Here is a 23,196-nt window from a genome sequence, read left to right on the forward strand (position 1 = left end):
TCGAAACGGGCTCTATGTCGCGGACACGACCCCTGTGGCCAGCAGCGCAAGGACGACTACGCCGAGAGCGATTCTGTATCCGACGAACCAGTACATGGAGTGATCGACAACAAATCGAAGCAGCCAGGCGATCGCTGCGTAACCGACCGCGAAGGCGATGACCGTTGCCACCAGCAACTGCGGACCGCTCGCGTTCAGACCCTCACCGGCCGGCTCGAAGGCATCCGGGAGGCTGAACAAACCGGAAGCGAGAACCGCGGGAATCGCCAGCAGGAAGGAGTAGCGTGCCGCAGCCTCGCGGGTGAGCCCGAGGAAGAGACCGGCACTGATCGTGCCACCCGAACGTGAGACACCAGGGATGAGCGCGAGCGCCTGAGCCGAACCCATGATGATGCCGTCGCGCGCCGTGAGCGATTCGATCGGACGCGTCTTGCGTCCGTAGTACTCGGCAGCGGCGATGACGAGTGCGAACACGATCAGCATCGTGGCAATCAGCCACAAATTGCGTGCGCCGGTACGGATCTGGTCTTTGAAGAAGAACCCGAGGATGCCGACCGGGATGGTGCCGATGATGACGTACCAGCCCATCCGGTAATCGAGATCTCCCCGGTGCTCGGCGTTGAACACACCCCGGAACCAGGCAGTGATGATCCTCACGATGTCGCGCGCGAAGTAGATCAGGACCGCCAACTCGGTGCCGAGCTGCGTCACCGCGGTGAACGACGCACCGGCGTCACTGCCGAAGAATATCTCCGACACGATTCGCAAATGTCCGGAAGACGAGATGGGCAGGAACTCGGTCAATCCCTGCACGAGGCCCAGGATCACGGCCTGGAGCCAGGTCATCGCTTCGCCCATCACTCACCGATCCCGGCTGATTCGAATGGGGTTACTGCACACAGGTTTCGTGTGTCGGGTTCACGTTTCACCGGCGCCACGCTACCGGGGCCCACCGTGCCGCGCCGCGCCCGGCACGTCCGTGTCCGAATACCCCGACTCGAGGCGAGCGCCCACTAGTCTGCACGTGGTGAGATCTCTCGGGTGCCGCACTTGCGCACACGAGTCGGGCGCGAGATGCAGGCGGTTATGAAGCACAGATCTGTCGGAACGAGCGGACTTCGGGTCTCGCGACTTGGGCTCGGCACACTGACATGGGGACGCGACACGGACGGCGACGAGGCCGCTGCGCAGCTACTCGCGTTCGCCGAGGCCGGCGGAACCCTGGTCGACACCTCGCCCGCGTACGGCGCCGGTGCGGCGCAACGGATCCTCGCCGAGTTGCTCGACGACGTCGTTCCACGTGACGAACTCATCATCAGCTCGAGCGCCGGCATCGATCCCACTCCGATCGGCACCGACCGCGTCGACTGCTCGCGGCGAGGATTGCTCCGCCAGCTCGACGCGACTCTTCGTGAACTCGGAACCGACTTCCTCGACATGTGGCAGGTCGCAACCTGGGATCCGCTCACGCCTGTCGACGAGGTTGCAGCAACCCTCGACTACGCGGTCTCGAGCGGCAAGGTGCGGTATGTCGGAGTGCGCGGCTACCTCGGCTGGCAGCTCGCAACGGCCGTCGGAGCCGGTGGCGCAACAACGCTCGCCGCGACGCAGGCCGAGTACTCGTTGCTGGCGCGCGGCGTCGAGGAAGAATTGTTCGCAGCGGCGGCCCATCACGGCGTCGGAGTGTTCGCCGCAGTACCCCTCGCGGGCGGCGTTCTGACCGGCAAGTACCGCGACGGCATTCCCGTCGATTCCCGCGGCGCCGACGAGGCACATTCACAGGACGTGCAGAGCTATCTGACCGATTCCTCGATCCGGGTGGTCGACGCAGTCGTTACCGCCGCCGACGGTCTGGGTACTTCTCCACTGGCGGTGGCACTGGCCTGGGCACGCGATCGTGCCGGGGTGGCCAGCGCCGTCGTCGGTACGCGTGATCTCGCCCAGTTGACAGGAGTACTGGCAACCGAAGAATTGGAATTGCCGAAAGCGATTGCCGCGGCTCTCGACGACGTGAGCGCTTAGTTCGTCCCGCTGATCGAAATACCGGAGGTATCGTCTTGGCGAGGGCAGGCTAACCTAGTAGGCAACGCTTGACTACAGCCTCAGGAGAATCAATGACCACGCTCGACGTAGACAGCCTTTCCGCAGACGCAGGCCCCGCCTTCTCCGAACGAATCAAGACCGAGACGGACGCAGCACACCGCGAGACGGAGCAGTCGCGATTCGTAGGCGCGCTTCTCGGCGGTGAGCTGACCACGGCTGGCTACGCCGCTCTTCTGGGACAGACGTACCTCGTCTACACGAGCCTCGAAGAGGCCGGCCGCACACACGCCGACAACGAGTTGGTCGCTCCGTTCCTGTCCGAGGATCTGTTGCGGGTGGCTTCGCTCGAAGCCGATCTCGAGTTCCTCGGCGGACCGAACTGGCGCGACGAACTCGTGGCCTTGCCGGCAACCGAGCGTTACATCGCCCGCCTGAAGGAGGTGGCGTTCGACTGGCCTGCCGGCTTCGTCGCACATCACTACCTGCGATACATGGGTGACCTCTCGGGCGGACAGATCATCCGCCGGATGCTCGAGCGCGCCTACGGATTCGAGACCGACGGACTTCGCTTCTACATCTTCGAAGGCATCCCCAAGCCGAAGCCTTTCAAGGACGACTACCGCTCGAATCTGGATGCACTGCAGATTCCTGCCGAAGAGCAGCAGCGTTTCATCGACGAGGTGAATCTGGCGTACCGCCTCAACGGTGACCTGTTCGCCGATCTCGAAGGCGACATCGAGAGCTACCTCGTCAAATGATGAAGCGCTTGGCCGCGGCGGCACTGGTCGCAGCAGCGGGTATCGGTTTGGTCGCTTGCGGCTCCAGCGACAATTCCACGACCTCGCAGGGTGCCCGGACCGCGGTACTCGAAGATTCCAGCCCGGTTCCCGTGGCCGACAACCCGACCGCGACTCTGCCCGTGACGGTCAAGAGCTTCGACGGCGTCGACGTGACCATCACCGACAACAGCCGGATCGTGGCGGCCGACCGCTACGGGACGCTCGCAACGACGACGGTAGCTCTCGGACTCGGTGACAATCTTGTGGGCCGCGACACCGCCGCCAAGTTCCCTTCAGTCGCGGACGTGCCGGTTGTCACGGTCGGCGGCCAATCGCTCAATACCGAAGCGATCCTCGATTTGAATCCCACCGTGGTACTCACCGACACGAGTATCGGGCCCAAGAGCGTCCAGGATCAGTTGCGCGCTGCGGGTGTTCCCGTCGTCTTCTTCGATCCCACCCGAACACTCGAAGGTGTGCCGAGTCAGCTCCAGGCCGTCGCCGACGCCCTCGGCGTTCCCGCGCAGGGCGCCGCGCTTGTCGACCGAACCGAATCGGAGATCGCTGCAGCTCGCGACCTGGTTCCCGACGAGGGTGATCCACTGAAGATCGCGTTCCTCTACATGCGAGGATCGGCCATCACCATGATCGGCGGTGAGGGTTCCGGAGCCGATTCGTTGATCGAGGCGCTCGGTGCCACCGATGCAGGCACGGCCTCGGGCATCACCCAACAGTTCGTGCCCATCACCAGCGAGGCGCTGATCGCCGCCGCGCCGGACGCTCTCCTCATGATGACGGATGGGTTGGCGTCGATCGGCGGTATCGACGGCCTCGAAAAGGTCCCCGGCATCGCTCAGACACCGGCTGGAAAGAACAAGAACGTAGTCGACATGGAGGACGGGGTGCTACTCAGCTTCGGGCCGAACACCGGACGTGTCATGGCGGCCCTCGCCGAAGCGATCTACGCGCCTGGTGGATCGTGAGCAGAGATTCGTGAGTGCTGATTCGTGAGTACAGAAACAGGCAAGACAGAGACAGGTAAGTCTGGGCCCGGAGCCGAGGATTCACACGACGTCAAGGGTGCCGACAAGTCGGCATCCGGCCCCGCATCGAGGTCGCGGGTGAGTGCGGTTCTGATCAGTTTGACCCTCGCTCTGGTGATCGTGGCAGTGCTGTCGGCGTGCATCGGTCAGGTTCCGACGTCGCCGCTCGAGGTTTTGGGCAGCATCCTGCACCGCATCGGCCTCGATCTCGGTCCGATGCCCGCCCATCCCAGTGGTGAAGTGACCTTGTGGGAGGTTCGCTTCCCCCGCGTCGTGCTCGCCATCTGTGTCGGCGCGGCGCTGGGATGTTCCGGAGCGCTACTGCAAGGTGTGTTCTCCAATCCGCTCGCCGAGCCCGGAGTGATCGGAGTGTCCGCGGGTGCGGCGGTCGGCGCGAGTGCTGTCATCGTCGTCGGCGGCACGTTCGTGGCCGGCTGGGCCGTGGCTGCCGCTGCGTTCGTCGCCGGGCTCGTCACCACCGCGGCGGTCTACCTGCTCGCTCGGCACGAAGGCCGAACCGAAGTGGTGACGCTCGTTCTGACCGGCGTTGCGATCAATGCGTTCGCGGGCGGCCTCATTGCGTTCTTCACGTTCGTGGCCAGCCCGTCTGCTCGCGATCAGATCGTGTTCTGGCAACTCGGCTCACTCAACGGCGCTTCCTGGAACGCCGTCCTGATCGTGGCTCCGATGGCCGTCGTCGGGATTGCCGCGACGATGATGATCGCCCCACGTCTGGACCTGCTGGCTCTCGGCGAACACGCCGCTCGTCATCTGGGCGTCAACGTCGAACGACTGCGCCAGTTCGCGGTACTGATCGTCGCCCTTCTCGTCTCCGCGAGCGTTGCCTTCACCGGCATCATTCTTTTCGTCGGGCTGGTCGTTCCGCACCTGATGCGCATTCTCGTCGGGCCTGGCCATCGCGCGTTGATTCCCGCCAGCGCCTTGGCCGGAGCACTGGTTCTGCTGGTCGCTGATCTCGGCTCGCGTTCGCTGATCGACAACGCAGACCTGCCGCTCGGAATGTTGACCGCGCTGGTCGGCGGACCCTTCTTCTTCTGGCTTCTCCGACGCACCCGCGCGCAACAGGGCGGGTGGGCATGAGCAGCCTCGTACGAAACTGGCGCGAACTGTTCGGCCGCGTCACTCCCGAACCGGAGAGCCCAGCCGTCGGTGACGTCACGCTCGAGGCGCGCGACATCACCGTCGAACGCGGTGGTCGACACATTCTCGAAGGCGTGTCCATCGAAGTCCGGGCGGGAGAAGTGGTCGTCCTCGTCGGGCCGAACGGCGCCGGCAAGTCGACTCTTCTTGCGGCGTTGGCCGGTGATCAGCCCGTCATCGCCGGGCGGGTGAACGTCGAAGGTACTGACCTCACTCAGTGGTCGCCGATCGACATGGCGCGCCGACGCGCGGTGCTCCCCCAGAAACACACCATCGGATTTTCGTTCAGCGCTCGCCAGGTCGTTCGCATGGGACGTTCGCCCTGGGCCGGAACTGGCCGAGAAGACCGCGACGGCGCTGCTATCGCTGCGGCGATGAAGACCTGCGATGTCGAGGGATTCGCCAATCGGCCGTTCGCCGTCCTGTCCGGCGGCGAGCAGGCGCGGGTCGCTCTTGCCCGGGTACTGGCACAGGAGACGTCGACCATCCTGCTGGACGAGCCGACTGCAGCACTCGATCTCGGACACCAGGAAGCGGTGATGTCCGTGGCGCGCGCCCGCGCTGCCGACGGCGATGCCGTCGTCGTGGTGTTGCACGATCTCGCGTTGGCAGCGGCGTATGCCGACCGAATCGTCGTACTCGAGAACGGTCGCATCGCCGCCGACGGTCCCCCGGAATCGGTATTGCACGAAGAGCTTCTGACCCGCGTCTACGGTTATCCGGTCGAAGTGTTCCCGCATCCGACAACCGGAGCGACGCTGGTCATCCCGCGCCGAGAGTTCACCGAACAGAATCGATGATCGATCCCAGTCTGTTGAGGACGGCTCTCACCGTCGGCAGGCTGCGTCCGTCGCCCTCCCGATCGCCGTCACCGATATCGGGATGTGACCAATCAGTCTCGGTCGAGAGAACTGCGTCACGGACCACACCGGCGATGCTTCGCTCGTCGGTCAGATCGATGTCGGTCACCGATCGCTCCGCCGTGGCGACAACGTCCGACGGGGTCGGCACACTGTGCTCGCAGTATTCGCCGTATACCTCGACGAACAGCATGCTCTTGCGTACGCGGAACGCGAAAGTTCGGCCGTCGGACCTGCCGAAACCGTGTGCATGAGCGCCGACGGTGAGGTCCTCGATCTCGAAGCCCGGCCGCGCCGGTTCGGGCGGCTGTGCGCCGGAATCGGTGGGTTCTGTGGGAATCACAATGATCTCCTCGGTGATTGCAGCGTCAACCGCAATCGCTGTTCGTACGGTATCGCGTCAAGGGTGTGAGCGGAATGGTCGGTAGTTCCTCGACGCGATGAACGGCGCCCGACTGCGATCAGGGATGATCGATGACAGTCGCACTGCGTGAAGAACAGATGACAAGAAAAAGAGGAACTACACATGGCTCGCCTAGGGATCCGCACCACTGCAGCAGCAATGGGGGCGGCGGTTCTGCTGGTCACAGGATGTTCTTCCGGAGATGGCGGAGACGACCTCATCACGATCGATCCCGCTACGGCAGCGGTCTCACCGGCCACCACCAGCACCCCGGACGGCGTGGTTCACCCGTATTCAGGTCTGATCGATTCCATCACATTCGACCCGGTCACGCGCAGCGCTGTCGTGGTTGCCAACGACCCCCGGTCGGTGCTGGTCGTTCCTTCGGACGGTTTGGCCGGCGCCGACCCCGCCTCGGCAGGTCGTCCGACAGCCCTGGATTCCGACGTACGCGACGTGTCGATCGGCTCTGACGGTAGCGCTCTCCTGTCGATGGATCGCCAGGTAGTGAAGCTGAATCTGACTTCGGGCGAACAGACGTCCACCCCTGTCGACGGCCAGGCGAATTCCGCGGTCGAGCTCGACGACGGCCGTATCGCGATCGGCACGGAGAATGGTTCAGTTCACATCGTCGACCCGAAGACCGATCAGTCACAGACGGTTTCGGGATTCGCATCCGTCGACGAACTCGCCGTCACCGGCGACAACCTGAGCGCCCTCGATCACCGTCAGACCTCGCTGACCGCGATCAATCTCGAAGACGGCAAACTCGGCGTCGCTCTCCGCGCCGGTGAGGGCGCAACACATCTGGCCACCGATCGCTTCGGACGCATTCTGGTCACCGACACCACCGGCAACGAACTGCTCGTCTTCACTGCCGATCCGCTCCTGATGCACCAGCGCTACCCCGTCGGCGAGTCGCCGTACGCCGTTGCCTACGACGAGACCGCTGATCGGGTGTGGGTCACGCTGACCGCGACCAACGAAGTGGTCGGCTTCGATCTGTCGTCCGGCATCCCCGTGGAGACCGGACGGTTCAAGACGGTGCGACAGCCGAATTCGTTGGCCGTAGACTCTTCCAACGGCAATCTGATCGTCGGATCGGCAACCGGTGACGGGCTGCAGGTCATCCCGTCACGGGAGAACTGATGGAAAAGCGTACGCGCGGGATCCCCGCGCAGTGGGAAACGTCGGACGACAAGTTCGACTATGTGCCGCTCCGGCTACCACCGAATGTTTCGCGGGTCACCGCCTCGATGCGTCTGGCGATCTCCGCCGAGTTCGGCGGATGGGAACTCTCCCGGGTCCGTCTGTACCCCGACGGCAGTCGTCGTGTGCTTCTCAAGCGAAAGAAGACGCCGCTGCACGTGACCGATCCGGACGGCATTCAGCACTGATCGTTCAACAGACGACCAGAGCCCGCCGCTATCGAAACCGCTGACAAAATCACACCATCGAAGAGCTGGAGAATCGTGTACCAACTGCTGCTGAGCCTGATGTTCCGGATCCCGCCGGAACGCATCCACCACATTGCCTTCACCGCGATGAAACTGGTGACACGGTTCGCTCCCCTTCGCTGGCTGGTCGCAAAAGTCCTAGTCGTCGACGACCCGATACTGCGGAGTCAGGCTTTCGGTCTGACGTTCCCGGCACCTCTCGGCCTCGCCGCAGGATTCGACAAGGACGCCACCGGAGTCGACGCCTGGGGCCCGTTGGGATTCGGTTTCGCCGAGGTCGGAACAGTGACGGCCCAGGCTCAGCCCGGTAACCCCGCGCCGCGTTTGTTCCGTCTTCCGGCCGACCGCGCTCTGATCAACCGGATGGGCTTCAACAACCACGGCGCTGGTCACGCGGCGAACTTCCTGCGACAGCGCCGCGTCACGGTCCCGATCGGTGCCAACATCGGCAAGACCAAGATCGTCGAAGCCGCCGACGCCGCTGCCGACTACACCGCCAGCGCGCAGCTTCTGGGTCCGCTGGCCGACTTCATGGTCGTGAATGTCAGCTCGCCGAACACGCCCGGACTCCGTGATCTGCAGGCCGTCGAATCACTGCGCCCGATCCTGCAGGCCGTGCTCGACACCGTCAGCGTGCCGGTACTGGTGAAGATCGCGCCCGACCTCTCGGACGAGGACGTCGACGCTGTCGCCGATCTGGCAGTCGAACTCGGACTTGCCGGAATCGTCGCGACCAACACCACGATCCGCCGCGACGGTTTGAAGACCCCGGACGCCGAGGTGGCTGAACTCGGGGCAGGCGGGCTGTCCGGTGCACCGGTTGCCGAGCGCTCCCTCGAAGTACTCCGGCGCCTGTACGCCCGAGTCGGCGACAAGATGACCATCATCTCGGTCGGCGGTATCGAGACAGCCGATCAGGCGTGGGAGCGCATCCTCGCCGGCGCGACACTGGTGCAGGGATACACGGGCTTCATCTACGGCGGACCGTTCTGGGCCCGCAGCATCCACAAAGGCATAGCCAAGCGCGTGCGCGCAGCCGGCTTCTCGTCGATCGCCCAGGCAGTTGGAGCTGAGAACCCTCGCTAGAAAACTGCTGTGCGCCTTTATTAACCGCGGGCGGTTAATAAAGGCGCACAGCACAGTGATTATTATTCGACCTCGAACGTCCCGGTCAGGGTTGCACGCGCAATCGCGTGATGGAACACGTTGAAGCCGAGGAACGCCGGCGACGAGTCAGGGGTGACGCCGTCGAGCGTCTCCACGTCGAGGGCATGCACCGCGACGATGTAGCGATGCGGACCGTGCCCGGGTGGCGGGCCCGCACCGATGAAACCGAACCCGCCACCGTCGTGGCGGAGGGTGACGGATCCGGCGGGCAGGACATCGCTGTCCGCCGCGCCGGCACCGGCGGGAAGCTCCGTGACGGAAGCGGGGATGTTCGCCACGGCCCAGTGCCAGAATCCCGACGCCGTCGGTGCGTCCGGGTCGAACACCGTCACGACGAAGCTCTTCGTCTCGGCCGGAAAACCAGACCACGAGAGCTGCGGTGAGATGTCTTCGCCACCGGGGACACCGAAGGCTCCACTGGCCTGAGCGAGCTTCAGCGGCTGGCCGGCAGTGATGTCGTCACTGGTCAGCTCGAAACTCGGCAACTTCGGCAATGGTTCGTACGGATCGTGCGCCATGCGAATCCTTTCTGTGACAAGAGAGCTCGATGTGCGTCGAGCTCACGGATCTATCCACGTGCTCGTCAGGAATTGAGCAGGAAATGTTCCAGAACACGTGTCCCGAACAGTAGTGCGTCCACCGGAACTCGCTCGTCGACACCGTGAAACAGCGCACTGAAATCGAGCTCGGGCGGCAACTGCAACGGCGCGAAGCCGAAGCAGCGAATGCCCAGTTTCGCGAATGCCTTCGCGTCGGTTCCGCCGGAGAGCATGTACGGCACGGTGCGAGCTTCCGGATCGTGCGCAAGGATCGCCTCGTTCATGGCATCGACGAGATGGCCGTCGAACGTCGTCTCGTACGAGTCCAGCTTGGTGATCCACTCGCGGGTCACGTCGGGACCGATCAGTTGGTCCACCGTGCGCTCGAATTCGGCCTGCCGTCCCGGCAGCACACGGCAGTCGAAGACCGCCTCGGCCGTCTGCGGAATGACGTTCGCCTTGTATCCGGCCTTGAGCATCGTCGGGTTCGCGGTGTCACGGAACGTCGCCCCGACGATGTTGGCGATCGTCCCCAGCTTCGCGAGGGTCCCGTCGATGTCCGGTGATCCCGGATCGAAATCCAATCCGGTCTCTTCGCCGACGGCGGTGAGGAACTCGGCGACCGAATCCGAGATCACGATCGGGAATTGATGCGCAGCGAGCCGCGAGACCGCGCCGGCGAGTGTCGCGACCGCGTTGTCGTCGTGGAGGAAGGAGCCGTGCCCGGCGCGTCCCTTGGCAGTCAGACGCATCCAACCGAGACCCTTTTCCGCAGTCTCCACGAGGTAGAGCCTGCGGTCGGTTCCGTCGGGCCGCGGAACCGTCAGCGAGAAACCGCCTACCTCACCGACGGCCTCGGTCACTCCCTCGAACAAATCCGGGCGATGCTCGACCAACCATTGGCATCCGTACTTTCCGCCCGCTTCCTCGTCTGCCACGAAGGCGAACACCAGATCGCGCGGCGGCACGACGCCTTCCGCCTTGAACTGCCTGGCAAGAGCCAGGATCATCCCGACCATGTCCTTCATGTCCACGGCGCCGCGCCCCCACACGTAGCCGTCCTGGACGGTGCCGGCAAAGGGATGGACGCTCCAGTCGGCGGGCTCGGCCGGGACGACGTCGAGGTGACCGTGAAGCATCAACGCACCTCGACCCGACTCAGCTCCCTTCAATCGGGCAAAGACATTCCCGCGGCCGGGTGCACCGGACTCGACGTATTCCGTCTCGTAGCCGACTTCTTGAAGCTGCGCGGCAACCCACTCCGCGCACGCACGCTCACCCTTGGTGGTTTCGAGTTCTCCCGTGTTCGAGGTGTCGAAGCGGATGAGAGAACTGACCAGTTCGACTACTTCTGCTTCGGCTCTGCTCGGATTCGGATTATTCGGGGTTGTGGTCATTCCACTTTCCTACCATCGAATCAAACGACGCGGGCGACCGGAATGCCCCGCAACCTGGCGATTTGGGGCAGCTCACCGAATCGGATACTCTTTCCCAGCACCGAGAAATCGGGGCCGAGTCCGAGTGGCGGAATGGCAGACGCGCTAGCTTGAGGTGCTAGTGTCCTATTAACGGACGTGGGGGTTCAAGTCCCCCCTCGGACACTCTGTGTTGAGACAGACAGGAAAAGCTCCGGTTCATCGAACCGGAGCTTTTCTCGTAATTGGCGAAGTTCCCGCACCAGGGAACAGTCCGCGCGAGCGGCGATCGAGATGGAACAGAAGTTCGAAGTGGATACAGACACCAAGAAGTCGGATGCACTGCAGGCAGATTCGCTGGAAACAGCCGATTCAGAATCTGCTCGAGCCGAACTCACCGGACTCGACCCCGCAGAACTCGAAATCTGCCTGAAGGTCCTTTCCGAAGCTGCTGAACTCGACGACGAGCATCCCGACTCGATCACCATGCAGCGCGCTGTCGGCCATCTGTTCAAACGACTCAAGAAGAAGCGTCGCCTCGCCTCGCGCGCAGCGGTCAACGAAGCCGACCGCCAAGTTGTTGCCGCGACTGCCACCGGTTCACCCGATCGCATCGACGACGAGACCGCAGGCATTCCGATCAAGTCGAACACCGTCGGCGCCTCCGCCGGCACACTCATCAAGGCGCGGCCGTGCTACATCTGCAAGCAGCGCTACACCGCAGTCGACGCCTTCTACCACCAACTGTGCCCCGATTGCGCTGCAACCAGCCGCAGCAAACGTGATGCGAGCACCGATCTCACCGGCCGACGCGCACTCCTGACCGGCGGCCGCGCGAAGATCGGCATGTACATCGCGTTGCGCCTGCTGCGTGACGGCGCACATCTGACCATCACGACACGATTCCCCAACGACGCGATCCGCCGATTCAAGGCGATGGAAGACAGCAACGACTGGATACACCGTCTGCGCATCGTCGGCATCGACCTCCGCGACCCCGCCCAGGTTGTTGCACTCGCGGATTCCGTTGCCGCACAGGGGCCACTCGACATCCTCATCAACAACGCCGCGCAAACCGTCCGACGCTCCCCCGGTGCCTACGGCGCACTGGTCGACGCCGAGTCCGGAGCACTGCCCGCCGGCGAGCTGCCCGATGTGCTGACCTTCGGCAAGACGAGCGACGCTCACCCCGCGGCTCTGGCCGGATCGCTGTCGGACGTCGCTAGCATCACCTCCGGAAATCTCTCCGCCGACGCGGTCAGTTCACTCGCACTCGTCGCCAAGTCGGCTTCACCCGATCGCATCGAGCAAGGCATCGCCATCGACGCCGGCGGACTGCTCCCCGACCTCGCGCACACCAACAGTTGGGTCCAGACCGTCGAAGAGGTCGATCCGATCGAGCTTCTCGAAGTCCAGCTCTGTAACTCGGTCGCGCCCTTCATCCTCGTTTCGCGCCTGCGCCCGTCCATGGCCGCAGCAGCTGCGCGACGCAAGTACGTCGTGAACGTCTCGGCCATGGAAGGTCAGTTCAGCCGCGCGTACAAGGGCCCCGGCCACCCACACACCAACATGGCCAAGGCAGCACTGAACATGCTGACCCGCACCAGCTCCAAGGAAATGCTCGACGACGGCATCCTCATGACCGCCGTCGACACCGGCTGGATCACCGACGAACGCCCGCACTTCACGAAGATGCGTCTGGCCGACGAAGGTTTCCACGCACCACTCGACCTCGTCGACGGCGCCGCCCGCGTCTACGACCCCATCGTTCAGGGCGAGCTGGGCGTCGACCTGCACGGCTGCTTCCTCAAGGACTACAAACCGTCACCGTGGTGATGGGCGGCACCCCGCAGTGGTGACAGGCAGCACCTAGGCGCCCCAATGTGGCGATCTCGTCACCGCCAAACCCCCGTGTCGAGTAGCTCATTTCAGGTAGGGCACAGCATTGCAGGCGATAATGGACTGCGAACCTGCTCACCGACTCGGAGGAACCATGACGATCGCCGTCGTACACAAGGACAGCCCGGAAGGCCGCGCCGCAATCGTGGCCGCCGCACGGGAATCCGTGGGTCGAAGCGATGAACTGCTGGTTCTGCACGTCCTGGACGACGTCAACATCGGGGACACGGTCAACACCGGAGACACCGAGGACGATCGGGCCGCTCTTCGCGGCGAGATTCAGTCAGCTCTCGATGCCGGTGGATTCTCGGAGACGAAGTGGGATCTGCGCACCACCGAGCACGACGGCGATCCGGTGACCGCCCTAGTCAACCTGGTCCACGGCGCGGGTGTCGATCTCCTGGTCGTCGGAACACGCCGGATGTCCCCCATCGGCAAGTTCCTCCTCGAACGCCCGCTGCAGCGCCTTCTGCTCGAAGTGGAGGCTCCGATCCTGGTCGTCAAGGAGCCCCTCCCCGCTGAGTGACCTCGGTCACATCACTTTCGGGTACTCGTTTGTAGGCTGGCTCCATGACTGGAACCTCGCCCGCCCGAGAACTCGACATCATCGTCTACGGAGCGAGCGGCTTCGTCGGAAAGCTACTCGCCGACTACCTCGTCAAACATGCTCCCGAAGGTACGAAGATCGGCCTCGGTGGCCGTTCCCTCGAGAAGTTGGCAGCCACTCGCGCCGATCTGGGTACCGCCGCCGCCGATCTCCCCCTGATCATCGCCGACGCCGACGACGCCGCGGCGTTGAAGGCGCTCGCGCAGCGAACCCGCGTCGTCGCCACCACGGTCGGCCCGTACGCCAAGTACGGCCACACCCTTGTTCACGAATGCGCTTCCGCGGGAACTCATTACGTCGACCTCACCGGTGAGGTGCTGTTCCATCGCGAGAGCATCGACGCCAATCACGAGCTCGCGGTCTCGACCGGCGCAAAGATCGTCCATTCCTGCGGATTCGATTCCATCCCTTCCGATCTCGGAGTTCACGTCCTCCACGAGAAGGTCACTGCCGACGGCGCCGGTGAGCTCACCGACACAACCCTGGTGGTCACGGCGCTGCGCGGCGGCGTGAGCGGTGGCACCATCGATTCGCTTCGCAACCAGATCGACGTGTCGAAAGACGATGTGCGCCTGCGGAAACTCGCTGCCTCGCCGTATTCGCTGAGCCCCGATCGTGACAGGGAGCCCGACCTCGGACGTCAGAGCGACGTGAGCGTGGTCGACGGCAAGAAGATCGATCCTTCGTTGAAGGGGTGGAAGGCACCGTTCGTGATGGCGTCGTACAACACACGAGTCGTTCGTCGCAGCAATGCGCTCCGAGAGTGGGCGTACGGCAAGAAGTTCAAGTACAGCGAGGTGATGAGTGTCGGTTCTTCGGTGGTATCACCGGTGATCGCGGGCGGCGTGGCGGTCGGCCTCGGTGCGCTGGTCGCCGGACTCGCCCTTCCCCCGACGCGCTTCCTTCTCGACAAGGTATTGCCGGCTCCCGGCGAAGGTCCGAGCGAGAGCACCCAGAAGAAGGGTCATTTCACGCTCGACGTGTTCACCACGACCACGACCGGCGCTCGATACACATCACGAGTGAAGGCGAAGGGCGACCCTGGATACAGCGCAACGGCGGTAATGCTCGGCGAATCTGCGTTGTCGTTGGCGAAGGACCACAAGGATCTCCCCCCGGCCACCGGCGTTTTGACCCCGGCGACAGCGCTCGGCGACGTCCTGGTCGAGCGCCTACGCGCGGCTGGTTTCGAGATTTCCGCGCGAAAACTCTAGACAGAACGAATTTCACTTGATCGTTTCAGCTCTTCGCGCCCGATTATCGCAGCTCAGGGCGCGGACAGCGGTAGGAATACTCCCAGGTAACATTGATGTTGGTTCATGGCATCCATATGTGGTGCTCCGCTTTCGGAAAAGTGAGGCTATTCATGACTGAGCGCGTTCAGGTCGGCAGTCTTCAGGTTGCCAAGGTTCTCTACGACTTCGTGGTCGAGGAGGCTCTTCCCGGCACCGGTGTAGATGGCGAGACGTTCTGGGCCGGCGCCGACAAGGTCATCACCGAGCTCGCACCGAAGAACCGTGACTTGCTTGCCAAGCGTGACGATCTGCAGGCTCAGATCGATCAGTGGCATCGCGATCACGCCGGCGCTTCCATCGACGCCGCTGCGTACAAGGCATTCCTGCAGGAAATCGGCTACCTCTTGCCGACGCCTGCCGAATTCTCGGTCACCACCGCGAACGTCGACACGGAGATCACCTCGACGGCCGGCCCGCAGTTGGTCGTGCCGATCCTCAACGCGCGCTTCGCACTCAACGCGTCCAACGCCCGCTGGGGTTCGTTGTACGACGCGCTGTACGGCACGAACGCCATCTCGGAGGAGAACGGGGCCGAGAAGGGTTCCGGCTACAACAAGGTCCGCGGCGACAAAGTCATCGCCTGGGCGCGTGAATTCCTCGATGCGGCAGCACCTCTCGCGTCGGGATCGCATGCCGATTCAACCAAGTACGTTGTCGACGGCAGTGAACTGAAGATCACGTTGGCAGACGGTACGGTCACCACGCTCGCCCAGCCGGAGAAGTTCGTCGGCTACCTCGGTGAGAAGGACGCACCGACGAGCATCCTGCTGCTCAACAACGGCCTGCATGCCGAGATCCAGATCGACGCCTCGTCCCCGATCGGGAGCACCGACGCCGCCGGCGTCAAGGACGTCGTTCTCGAATCCGCCGTCACCACGATCATGGACTTCGAGGACTCGGTCGCCGCTGTCGACGCCGACGACAAGGTTGTCGGTTACCGAAACTGGTTGGGTCTCAACCGCGGTGATCTGTCCGAGGAGATCAAGAAGGGCGCCAAGTCCTTCACCCGCACGCTCAATGGCGACCGTAAGTACACCGCCGTCGACGGCAGCGAACTCAGCCTGCACGGTCGTTCGCTCCTGTTCGTCCGCAACGTCGGTCACCTCATGACCAACCCCGCGATCCTCGACGCCGACGGCAACGAGGTCCCCGAGGGCATCCTCGACGCCTTGATCACCAGCGCCTGCGCTGTGCACGGCCTCTCGATCAATGACGCGAACGGCCCGCTCGACAACAGCCGCACCGGCTCGATCTACATCGTCAAGCCCAAGCAGCACGGCCCCGAGGAAGTTGCCTTCACGACCGAACTGTTCGGCCGTGTCGAGCAGGTCCTCGGCCTTCCGGAGAACACGCTCAAGGTCGGCATCATGGACGAGGAGCGTCGTACGACGGTCAACCTCGCTGCGTGCATCAAGGAAGCCAGCGACCGCGTCGTGTTCATCAACACCGGCTTCCTCGATCGCACCGGCGACGAAATCCACACCTCCATGGAGGCCGGCGCGATGGTGCGCAAGGCCGAGATGAAGAAGCAGAAGTGGATCGGTGCCTACGAAGACTGGAACGTCGACACCGGACTGGCCTGCGGTCTGCAGGGCAAGGCGCAGATCGGCAAGGGCATGTGGGCCATGACCGAGCTGATGGCGGACATGCTCGAGCAGAAGATCGGCCACCCCAAGGCCGGCGCCAACACCGCGTGGGTTCCGTCGCCGACCGGCGCAACGCTGCACGCGACGCACTACCATCGCGTCGACGTGTTCGCAGTTCAGGATGGTCTGAAGGGCAAGCCTCGCGCGAGCGTCGACGACATCCTGACCATCCCGCTCGCGCCCAGCACAGACTGGACGGACGCGGAGAAGAAGGAAGAGCTCGACAACAACTGCCAGTCCATCCTCGGATACGTCGTCCGCTGGATCGACGCAGGCGTCGGCTGCTCCAAGGTTCCCGACATCCACGATGTCGCGCTCATGGAGGACCGCGCCACGCTCCGCATCTCGAGCCAGTTGCTCGCCAACTGGCTGCGTCACGGCATCGTCAGCGAGAGTGACGTCGTGAGCGCGCTCGAGCGGATGGCCCCGGTTGTCGACCGTCAGAACGAGGGCGACGCCGAGTACCGCAACATGGCACCTGATTTCGATTCCAACATCGCGTTCCAGGCTGCCAAGGAACTCATCCTCGAAGGCGCGAAGCAGCCCAGCGGGTACACGGAGCCGATCCTGCATCGCCGCCGCCGCGAGTACAAGGCTGCCAACGCCTGATTTCATCTTCTTCGAACTCGAAGCTGAACCCGAACAGCCTCGGCGCCGCTCCCGGTGCCGAGGCTGTTCGCGTAGGCCCCGAAGATTCGTCACTAGACTGGCCGAGGACACAGTCCGTTCGACAGACATTCTTCGAGTGACCGAGGTAGGGCAAGGTACGTGGGCGAACATCGCGGCGGGTCAGGCGCCAGAGGTATCAGCAAGGGGCCGATTCTCGTCGTCGTGCTGATCGCCTTGATCGTGGCAGGCTTCTTCGGGTGGAAGGCCCTCAGCAGTCGCATCGACGATCAGGGGCAACAAGCGGCAGGCACGTGCGTCGAAGGCAACAAGACGCTCGACGTCACCGCGGATCCGTCCATCGCCCCACAGGTGGAGGAACTGGCCAAGCGGTACACCCAGACTTCACCGGTGGTTCGTGATCACTGCATCGCCGTCGCGGTGCACGGTGCACCGTCCGCGGCAGTGTCGACGGCACTCGAAGCCGGTCCGGCGGCGCCCTGGGACGACGCAGCATTGGGACCGCGCCCCTCCCTGTGGATCCCGACGAGTTCTTTCGAACTCGCGCCGCTGGCGGGCAAGGCCGTGATCAACGGTGATCCTCGCTCGCTCGCGAGTTCCCCGATCGTCCTGGCAGTCGGCCCCGAGACCGCAGCAGCATTAGCCGGCGCAGCATCGAGTTGGAAGTCGTTGCCTTCGGATCTGACGGTTGCACTGCCAGTCGGAAGTACCGAAACTTCCATGGCGGCACAGGCAATCGCTGCCGACGTCGCCGATGCGGGTGCCGGTCCGGTCACGACAGATCAGGCGAAGTCCGCGCAGGTCAACGCTGCGCTCAGTGCGCGGGCGTTGCAGTTCCAATCCTTGCCGACTCCCCCCACGTCCACTGCCGAAGCCCTCGGGGCACTGAGCGCCGGAACACCGGATTCGGTGAAAGCCGTTCCGGCCACGGAACAGTCGATAGCGCAGAGCGCGAACGCTGCGATGACGACGTACTCCCCCGCCGGCGCAACGCCAGTTGCTGATTATCCGGCGGTCATCATCTCGGGCAGCGGGATCGACGAAACCGCTTCGCGCGCAGCGGCTCAGTTTGCCGATTTCATGCGTGAGCCGAATCAGTCACAGTTGTTCGTCGGCGCCGGTTTCCGGGTCGAGGGCCAAGACCTTCCCGATCTCGGTGCGGTGTCCCCGGCCAAGGTCTCGTCCACGTTGATTCCCGCGTCGGCCGAAACCGCAGCTGCGCTCGTTGACATCGTCGCCAATCCGGTCTCTCCGCGCAGTGCCACCATCCTGATGGACACGTCGGCGTCGATGGGTACCGACGACGGTGGCACTACCCGCTTGGCGAACGTTGCTGCGGCAGTGAACACTCAATTGGGTCGCAGCCCTGACGCTTCCGACATCGGCCTCCGCGAGTTCAGCACGGGCACCGACGGAAAACCGTCCGAGCGCATCCTGGTTCCGGGCGGTTCACTGTCCGAACCGAATCGGCGTGCCACCATCACCGATTTCCTCAACGGACTCCGAGCCGGCGGAAAGACGTCCAAGTACCCGGCGCTTGCCAGCTCGTACAAAGCTGCGGTGGACGGTTTCGACGCGGGACGAGTCAACTCGGTGCTGCTGATCACTTCGAGCACACCTGACGAATCCACCACGACGCGAGCCGAACTGCTCAGCGCGATCGCGGCAGCGGGCAATCCGTCGCGTCCGGTGCAGGTCGACGTGATCGTCGTCGGTACGGGTGACGACGTCTCCACTCTCCAAGACGTCTCGGATCGGACGGGTGGAACTTTGGTTCGCGTCGATTCGACATCCGACCCCGCTCTCGCGGCCGCAGTGACCAAGATGCTGTCCTGATGGGGCGCGTCGCGGTTTTTGCAGTCCTTCTCGCCCTTCTGACCTGGTTCCTGCACCGCCGACTCGTTCGCGCCACCGGCATCCCGAGGCGATGGGCTCGTCTTGCCGATACTGTGCTTGTCGTCTTGGCGGTCTCGACGCTCATCGGGGTCGGCAGTGGCGAAGTCTTTCCGACGTCGTGGGCGCGACGGATCGGATTCGTCGGATGGGTCTGGCTGGCTTCGTGGCTGTATCTGATTCCCGGACTGCTCGTGATCGGCCTGTTCGCCGGGATCGGTCGACTACGTGCACGCCACACGGATACCACGACCGAAGTCGACCCAGCCAAGCGTCGTACGTTGCAGTTGGCTACAGCAGCAGTCACTCTCGCGGCGATCGGCACCGCCGGCTACGGCGTCTACGAGGCGTCGGGCCCCAAGATTTCCCGCGTCCGCGTGCCGCTCGCTCGCCTACCTGAGGGCTTCAACGGATACCGGATCGCCTTGATCACCGACCTGCACGTGGGACCGGCCCGAGGGGTCGACTTCACCCGCAAGGTGGTCGAGATCGTCAACGCACAGAACGTCGATCTGATCGCGATCGGCGGCGACCTCGTGGACGGCACCGTCGCGAAAGTTGCTCCCGACCTTGCTCCGCTCGCCGATCTTCAGGCGCGGGACGGAATCTTCGGAGTCAGCGGAAACCACGAGTTCTATGCCGACGACGGCGGCAAATGGCTCGATGTCTGGGAATCATTGGGGATCACGACGCTTCGCAACAGTCGCGCCTCGATCCAGCATGACGGCGACACCATCGACGTCGTGGGCATCCACGACTACACGTCACCGGCCCCGTACGAGCCGAACCTGACGGCCGCGCTCGCAGGCCGCGATCCGAATACTTTCGCCTTGCTTCTCGCACACGAACCGCGCCAAGCGATCGAGGCATCCGAGATGGGTATCGATCTGCAACTGTCCGGGCACACTCACGGCGGACAGATGTGGCCGCTGCGCTACCTCGTTCCGCTGCAGCAGCCTTCGGTGCAGGGCTTGGACAAGATCGGAAACACCGTGCTGTACACGACGCGTGGCGCCGGGGCGTGGGGCCCGCCGGTACGCGTCGGCGCCCCGCCGGAGATCACCGTTCTCGAACTCGTACGCGAGAGGTGATGATCTCCGGCGGGCACACGCTCTAGTTGCCTGCGAACGCTTCGATCGGCGGGCAGGAGCAGACCAGGTTGCGGTCGCCGTGTGCACCGTCGATACGACGCACGGACGGCCACACCTTCGGGCGAGCCTTGCCGCGCGGGAAGACGGCGATCTCACGCGAGTACGGGTGATCCCACTGCGCTGCAATGCTTCCGGCGGTGTGGGGAGCACCCCGAAGCGGGTTGTCCTCCACCGTCCACTCGCCGGCGCCGACGCGATCGATTTCGCCGCGAATGGCAATCATCGCCTCGCAGAACTCGTCGATCTCTTCGAGGTTCTCGCTCTCGGTGGGCTCGACCATCAGTGTCCCGACCACGGGGAAGCTCATGGTCGGAGCGTGGAACCCGTAGTCGGCCAAACGCTTTGCGACGTCGTCGACGGCAACTCCGGTGTCCTTGGTCAACCCGCGGAGGTCGAGGATGCACTCGTGCGCGACCATGCCGTTCTCACCGGTGTAGAGAACCGGGAAGTACTCGTCGAGTCGACGCGCGATGTAGTTTGCCGACGCGATGGCGGTCAGGCTGGCGCGGCGCAGACCCTGTGCACCCATCATCCGAATGTAGGTCCAGGTGATGGGCAGGATGGACGCACTGCCGTACGGCGCTGCCGCGATCGTGCCTCTGCCACCGAGTTCGGGGGCCATCGGGTGTCCGGGAAGGAACGGCGCGAGGTGTGAGCGCACACCGATCGGCCCGACGCCGGGTCCGCCGCCGCCGTGCGGGATGCAGAACGTCTTGTGCAGGTTCAGGTGGCTGACGTCGCCGCCGAATCGTCCCGGACGGGCAAGGCCGACAAGCGCGTTGAGATTGGCGCCGTCGACGTACACCTGGCCGCCGGCGTCGTGTACCGCCGCGCAGATGTCGGAGATCTCGTGCTCGTAGACACCGTGCGTGGACGGGTAGGTGATCATGATCGCGGCGAGACGCTCGGCGTGATCGGCGATCTTCGCACGCAGATCGTCGACGTCGACGTCACCGTTGGGGCGGCAGGCGACAACCTCGACGCGCATCCCGGCCATGACGGCGGACGCCGCGTTGGTGCCGTGAGCACTCGACGGGATGAGGCAGGTGTCGCGGTGGTCGTCACCCCGGCTGAGGTGGTAATTACGAATCGCGAGCAGGCCCGCGTACTCCCCCTGGCTGCCGGCGTTGGGCTGGAGGCTCACGTTGTCGTAGCCGGTGACCGCAACCAACCAGTCTTCGAGATCCTTGATGATCTTCAGCAGACCGGGCGCATCCGACGTCGGCGCGAACGGATGGATCGCGTTGAACGCAGGCCAGGTGATGGATTCCATCTCGGCGGTGGCGTTGAGCTTCATGGTGCACGAACCCAGCGGAATCATGCTGCGATCGAGCGCGATGTCCTTGTCGGAGAGCGCGCGCAGGTAGCGGAGCATTGCTGTTTCCGTACGGTAACGGGTGAAGGCTTCGTGCTGCAGGTAGTCGGAGGTGCGCTCCTGAGCAGCGGGAACCGCGTTGCCCTCTGCTTCGATAGCGACAACAGCGTCTTCGATGCCGAACGCGTCGAGCACCGCGAGGACGTGATCGGCTGTGGTGGCCTCGTCGCACGAGATGCCGACATGATCCGCGTCGACCAGGCGCAGGTTGATCCCGGATTCCTTCGCCGCAGCGACGACGTCGGCCGCCTTGCCCGGAACCTGAGCCAGCACGGTGTCGAAGAACGAATCGTGGACTACGGTCACGCCACCCTCGCGCAGGCCGTTTGCCAATGCGTGTGCGCGGGCAGCGACGCGCAACGCAATCGCCTTGAGTCCCTCGGCGCCGTGGTAGCTCGCGTACATCGCTGCGAGGATGGCGAGGAGTACCTGCGCGGTACAGATGTTGGACGTCGCCTTTTCACGGCGAATGTGCTGCTCTCGTGTCTGCAGCGCCAGGCGGTATGCCTTGTCTCCGTCGGCGTCGATGGAGACGCCGACCAAGCGGCCGGGCAGCTGACGCGCGTGCTTCGAGTGCACCGCCAGGTAACCGGCGTGCGGTCCGCCGTAACCCATGGGAACACCGAAGCGCTGGGTGGTGCCGAAGCACGCGTCCGCACCGAGTTCACCCGGCGAGGTGATGAGCGTCATCGCAAGAAGGTCGGCGCCGACGGCAACCAAAGCGCCGCGCTCGTGAGCTTCCGCGATGATCGCGGTGTAGTCGACGACTCGTCCCGAGGCTCCGGGGATCTGGGCGATGACGCCGAAGAAGTCGCCTTCCGGAAGACCGGCAGTGAGGTCCGCGGAGACGATCTCGATGCCGAGCGGCTCGGCGCGTGTCTCGATGACGGCGAGTGTCTGCGGGTACAGATCCGCGTCGACGACAAATCGCGGAGACTTGCTGCGGTTCGCGCGACGCAGAAGCGTCATGGCTTCGGCAGCGGCGGTGGCCTCGTCGAGCATCGACGAGTTGGCCAGTTCCATGCCGGAGAGATCGGCAACCATGGTCTGGAAGTTGAGGAGGGCTTCGAGGCGGCCCTGGCTGATCTCGGGCTGGTACGGGGTGTACGCGGTGTACCAGGCCGGGTTCTCGATGATGTTGCGCAACAAGACCGGCGGCGTCAACGTATCGAAGTAGCCGAGGCCGATCATCGACGTCGCGACGGTGTTCTGGGCTGCGAGTGCAGTCAGTTCGGCAAGTGCCTCGTGCTCTCCGACCGGAAGCGGCAGAGCGTCGAGTCCGGCCGCGATACCGTTCGGGGCAGCGTCGAGGATGACGGAGGGAACGGCCTTGGTTGCCAGTTCGTCCAGAGAATCGACCCCGACAAGTTCGAGGATGCGCGCGAGTTCCGCGGCGTTCGGACCGACATGGCGGTCGGCAAATATACGGCTTGCAGCGTCGATCACGACAACTCCCAGACAGATCGGAGGATCAGGACACACACCGAACTGCGGTGTGTTCCTCCCCCTCTGTCGCATGCTCGATTCCCGAGCGCCTGAGAGATTCGGTAGTGATCCGCCGATTGACGGAAGCCACAGCCTTTCCCCGTCGGCGGGTGGGTTGTCCCACCGCTTTCCAGAGGCGTCGGAGCCCGTACGGTCCTTGGTGCCTGAGAGATTGACGGGGAGGTATTGCTCCTTCGGCGCCCTGATCCCGCTCACCACTGGGCTCTGCAACAAAGACTGCAGCAAAGACAAGTTCGGTGAATCGGTATCCGAGGCTCTCCCGTACGCCGGCGACGCAGGCCCAGTCTAGTTGACCGAGACGCCTACCTGCACCGTGGCATCCTCCAAAGA

The 23,196-nt window shown here is 64.1% G+C and carries 19 protein-coding genes, 1 tRNA gene and 1 riboswitch; of the genes, 15 read left to right on the plus strand and 5 right to left on the minus strand.

The features are described from left to right. Positions 1–12: 12 nt before the first annotated feature. Positions 13–858 (minus strand): undecaprenyl-diphosphate phosphatase, encoded by an 846-nt coding sequence (locus I7X09_RS24475; protein WP_030537531.1) that lies wholly within the window; start codon positions 856–858, stop codon positions 13–15. A gap of 228 nt (positions 859–1,086) precedes the next feature. Here I7X09_RS24475 and I7X09_RS24480 point away from each other — a divergent pair, with 228 nt between their 5' ends. The 5 genes from I7X09_RS24480 (at position 1,087) to I7X09_RS24500 (ending at position 5,826) form a co-directional block, all read left to right on the plus strand. After that, positions 1,087–2,022: an aldo/keto reductase gene (locus tag I7X09_RS24480; RefSeq protein WP_003946175.1), complete on the plus strand. Its 936-nt coding sequence runs from the start codon at positions 1,087–1,089 to the stop codon at positions 2,020–2,022. A 92-nt stretch (positions 2,023–2,114) separates the two neighbouring features. Continuing rightward, entirely contained in the window at positions 2,115–2,801 is a 687-nt protein-coding gene (locus I7X09_RS24485; RefSeq protein ID WP_003946162.1) for a biliverdin-producing heme oxygenase, read from the plus strand. Further along, complete coding sequence (locus tag I7X09_RS24490) at positions 2,798–3,805, plus strand: heme/hemin ABC transporter substrate-binding protein (RefSeq protein ID WP_166810144.1); 1,008 nt, start codon at positions 2,798–2,800, stop codon at positions 3,803–3,805. Before I7X09_RS24485 ends, I7X09_RS24490 begins: the two co-directional genes overlap by 4 nt. Before the next feature lie 138 nt (positions 3,806–3,943). After that, a complete protein-coding gene (locus tag I7X09_RS24495; RefSeq protein WP_166810247.1) occupies positions 3,944–4,966 on the plus strand; it encodes a FecCD family ABC transporter permease in 1,023 nt (340 codons plus the stop codon). Beyond that, on the plus strand, positions 4,963–5,826 hold the full coding sequence (locus I7X09_RS24500; RefSeq protein ID WP_200314088.1) for a heme ABC transporter ATP-binding protein: 864 nt from the start codon (positions 4,963–4,965) through the stop codon (positions 5,824–5,826). The genes I7X09_RS24495 and I7X09_RS24500 overlap by 4 nt, the downstream gene beginning before the upstream one ends. Here the strand turns inward: I7X09_RS24500 and I7X09_RS24505 are convergent. Then, a complete protein-coding gene (locus tag I7X09_RS24505) occupies positions 5,807–6,229 on the minus strand; it encodes a hypothetical protein (protein WP_166810142.1) in 423 nt (140 codons plus the stop codon). The two genes, I7X09_RS24500 and I7X09_RS24505, sit on opposite strands and share 20 nt — an antisense overlap. 183 nt (positions 6,230–6,412) lie before the next feature. Here I7X09_RS24505 and I7X09_RS24510 point away from each other — a divergent pair, with 183 nt between their 5' ends. The 3 genes from I7X09_RS24510 (at position 6,413) to I7X09_RS24520 (ending at position 8,832) form a co-directional block, all read left to right on the plus strand. Further along, a complete protein-coding gene (locus I7X09_RS24510; protein ID WP_200314090.1) occupies positions 6,413–7,438 on the plus strand; it encodes a hypothetical protein in 1,026 nt (341 codons plus the stop codon). Then, positions 7,438–7,686 (plus strand): DUF5703 family protein, encoded by a 249-nt coding sequence (locus I7X09_RS24515; RefSeq protein WP_003946171.1) that lies wholly within the window; start codon positions 7,438–7,440, stop codon positions 7,684–7,686. The genes I7X09_RS24510 and I7X09_RS24515 overlap by 1 nt, the downstream gene beginning before the upstream one ends. A gap of 75 nt (positions 7,687–7,761) precedes the next feature. Continuing rightward, the gene (locus I7X09_RS24520) at positions 7,762–8,832 is read left to right on the plus strand and encodes a quinone-dependent dihydroorotate dehydrogenase (protein WP_200314092.1); all 1,071 of its coding nucleotides are present in this window, start codon (positions 7,762–7,764) and stop codon (positions 8,830–8,832) included. A gap of 62 nt (positions 8,833–8,894) precedes the next feature. Here I7X09_RS24520 and I7X09_RS24525 read toward each other — a convergent pair whose 3' ends face one another. Together I7X09_RS24525 and I7X09_RS24530 are read right to left on the minus strand one after the other, a co-directional pair. Then, the gene (locus I7X09_RS24525) at positions 8,895–9,431 is read right to left on the minus strand and encodes a YbhB/YbcL family Raf kinase inhibitor-like protein (RefSeq protein WP_095970060.1); all 537 of its coding nucleotides are present in this window, start codon (positions 9,429–9,431) and stop codon (positions 8,895–8,897) included. A 65-nt stretch (positions 9,432–9,496) separates the two neighbouring features. Continuing rightward, a complete protein-coding gene (locus I7X09_RS24530; RefSeq protein ID WP_200314094.1) occupies positions 9,497–10,849 on the minus strand; it encodes a M20/M25/M40 family metallo-hydrolase in 1,353 nt (450 codons plus the stop codon). A 118-nt stretch (positions 10,850–10,967) separates the two neighbouring features. Here I7X09_RS24530 and I7X09_RS24535 point away from each other — a divergent pair. The 7 genes from I7X09_RS24535 to I7X09_RS24565 all read left to right on the plus strand — a co-directional run bounded on the left by I7X09_RS24535 (position 10,968) and on the right by I7X09_RS24565 (position 19,925). Further along, positions 10,968–11,053: transfer RNA gene (locus I7X09_RS24535), tRNA-Leu, on the plus strand. A gap of 108 nt (positions 11,054–11,161) precedes the next feature. Beyond that, positions 11,162–12,703: an SDR family NAD(P)-dependent oxidoreductase gene (locus I7X09_RS24540; RefSeq protein WP_234036701.1), complete on the plus strand. Its 1,542-nt coding sequence runs from the start codon at positions 11,162–11,164 to the stop codon at positions 12,701–12,703. A gap of 157 nt (positions 12,704–12,860) precedes the next feature. Next, positions 12,861–13,292, plus strand: a complete 432-nt coding sequence (locus I7X09_RS24545) for a universal stress protein (protein ID WP_166810137.1) — start codon at positions 12,861–12,863, stop codon at positions 13,290–13,292. A 44-nt stretch (positions 13,293–13,336) separates the two neighbouring features. After that, positions 13,337–14,587: a saccharopine dehydrogenase family protein gene (locus I7X09_RS24550; RefSeq protein ID WP_200314096.1), complete on the plus strand. Its 1,251-nt coding sequence runs from the start codon at positions 13,337–13,339 to the stop codon at positions 14,585–14,587. A gap of 152 nt (positions 14,588–14,739) precedes the next feature. After that, the gene (locus tag I7X09_RS24555) at positions 14,740–16,923 is read left to right on the plus strand and encodes a malate synthase G (protein WP_200314098.1); all 2,184 of its coding nucleotides are present in this window, start codon (positions 14,740–14,742) and stop codon (positions 16,921–16,923) included. Positions 16,924–17,082: 159 nt separating this feature from the next. Then, positions 17,083–18,777, plus strand: a complete 1,695-nt coding sequence (locus I7X09_RS24560; protein WP_200314100.1) for a VWA domain-containing protein — start codon at positions 17,083–17,085, stop codon at positions 18,775–18,777. Next, on the plus strand, positions 18,777–19,925 hold the full coding sequence (locus tag I7X09_RS24565; RefSeq protein ID WP_200314102.1) for a metallophosphoesterase: 1,149 nt from the start codon (positions 18,777–18,779) through the stop codon (positions 19,923–19,925). The genes I7X09_RS24560 and I7X09_RS24565 overlap by 1 nt, the downstream gene beginning before the upstream one ends. Before the next feature lie 22 nt (positions 19,926–19,947). Here I7X09_RS24565 and gcvP read toward each other — a convergent pair whose 3' ends face one another. Next, positions 19,948–22,806, minus strand: coding sequence for an aminomethyl-transferring glycine dehydrogenase (gene gcvP / locus I7X09_RS24570; protein WP_200314104.1), 2,859 nt, complete (start codon positions 22,804–22,806; stop codon positions 19,948–19,950). Positions 22,807–22,859: 53 nt separating this feature from the next. Then, positions 22,860–22,989: riboswitch (glycine riboswitch) on the minus strand. Between the last annotated feature and the right edge of the window lie 207 nt (positions 22,990–23,196).

It is taken from the genome of Rhodococcus sp. P-2 (genome assembly GCF_016598535.1).
GTDB lineage: Bacteria > Actinomycetota > Actinomycetes > Mycobacteriales > Mycobacteriaceae > Rhodococcus_F > Rhodococcus_F baikonurensis.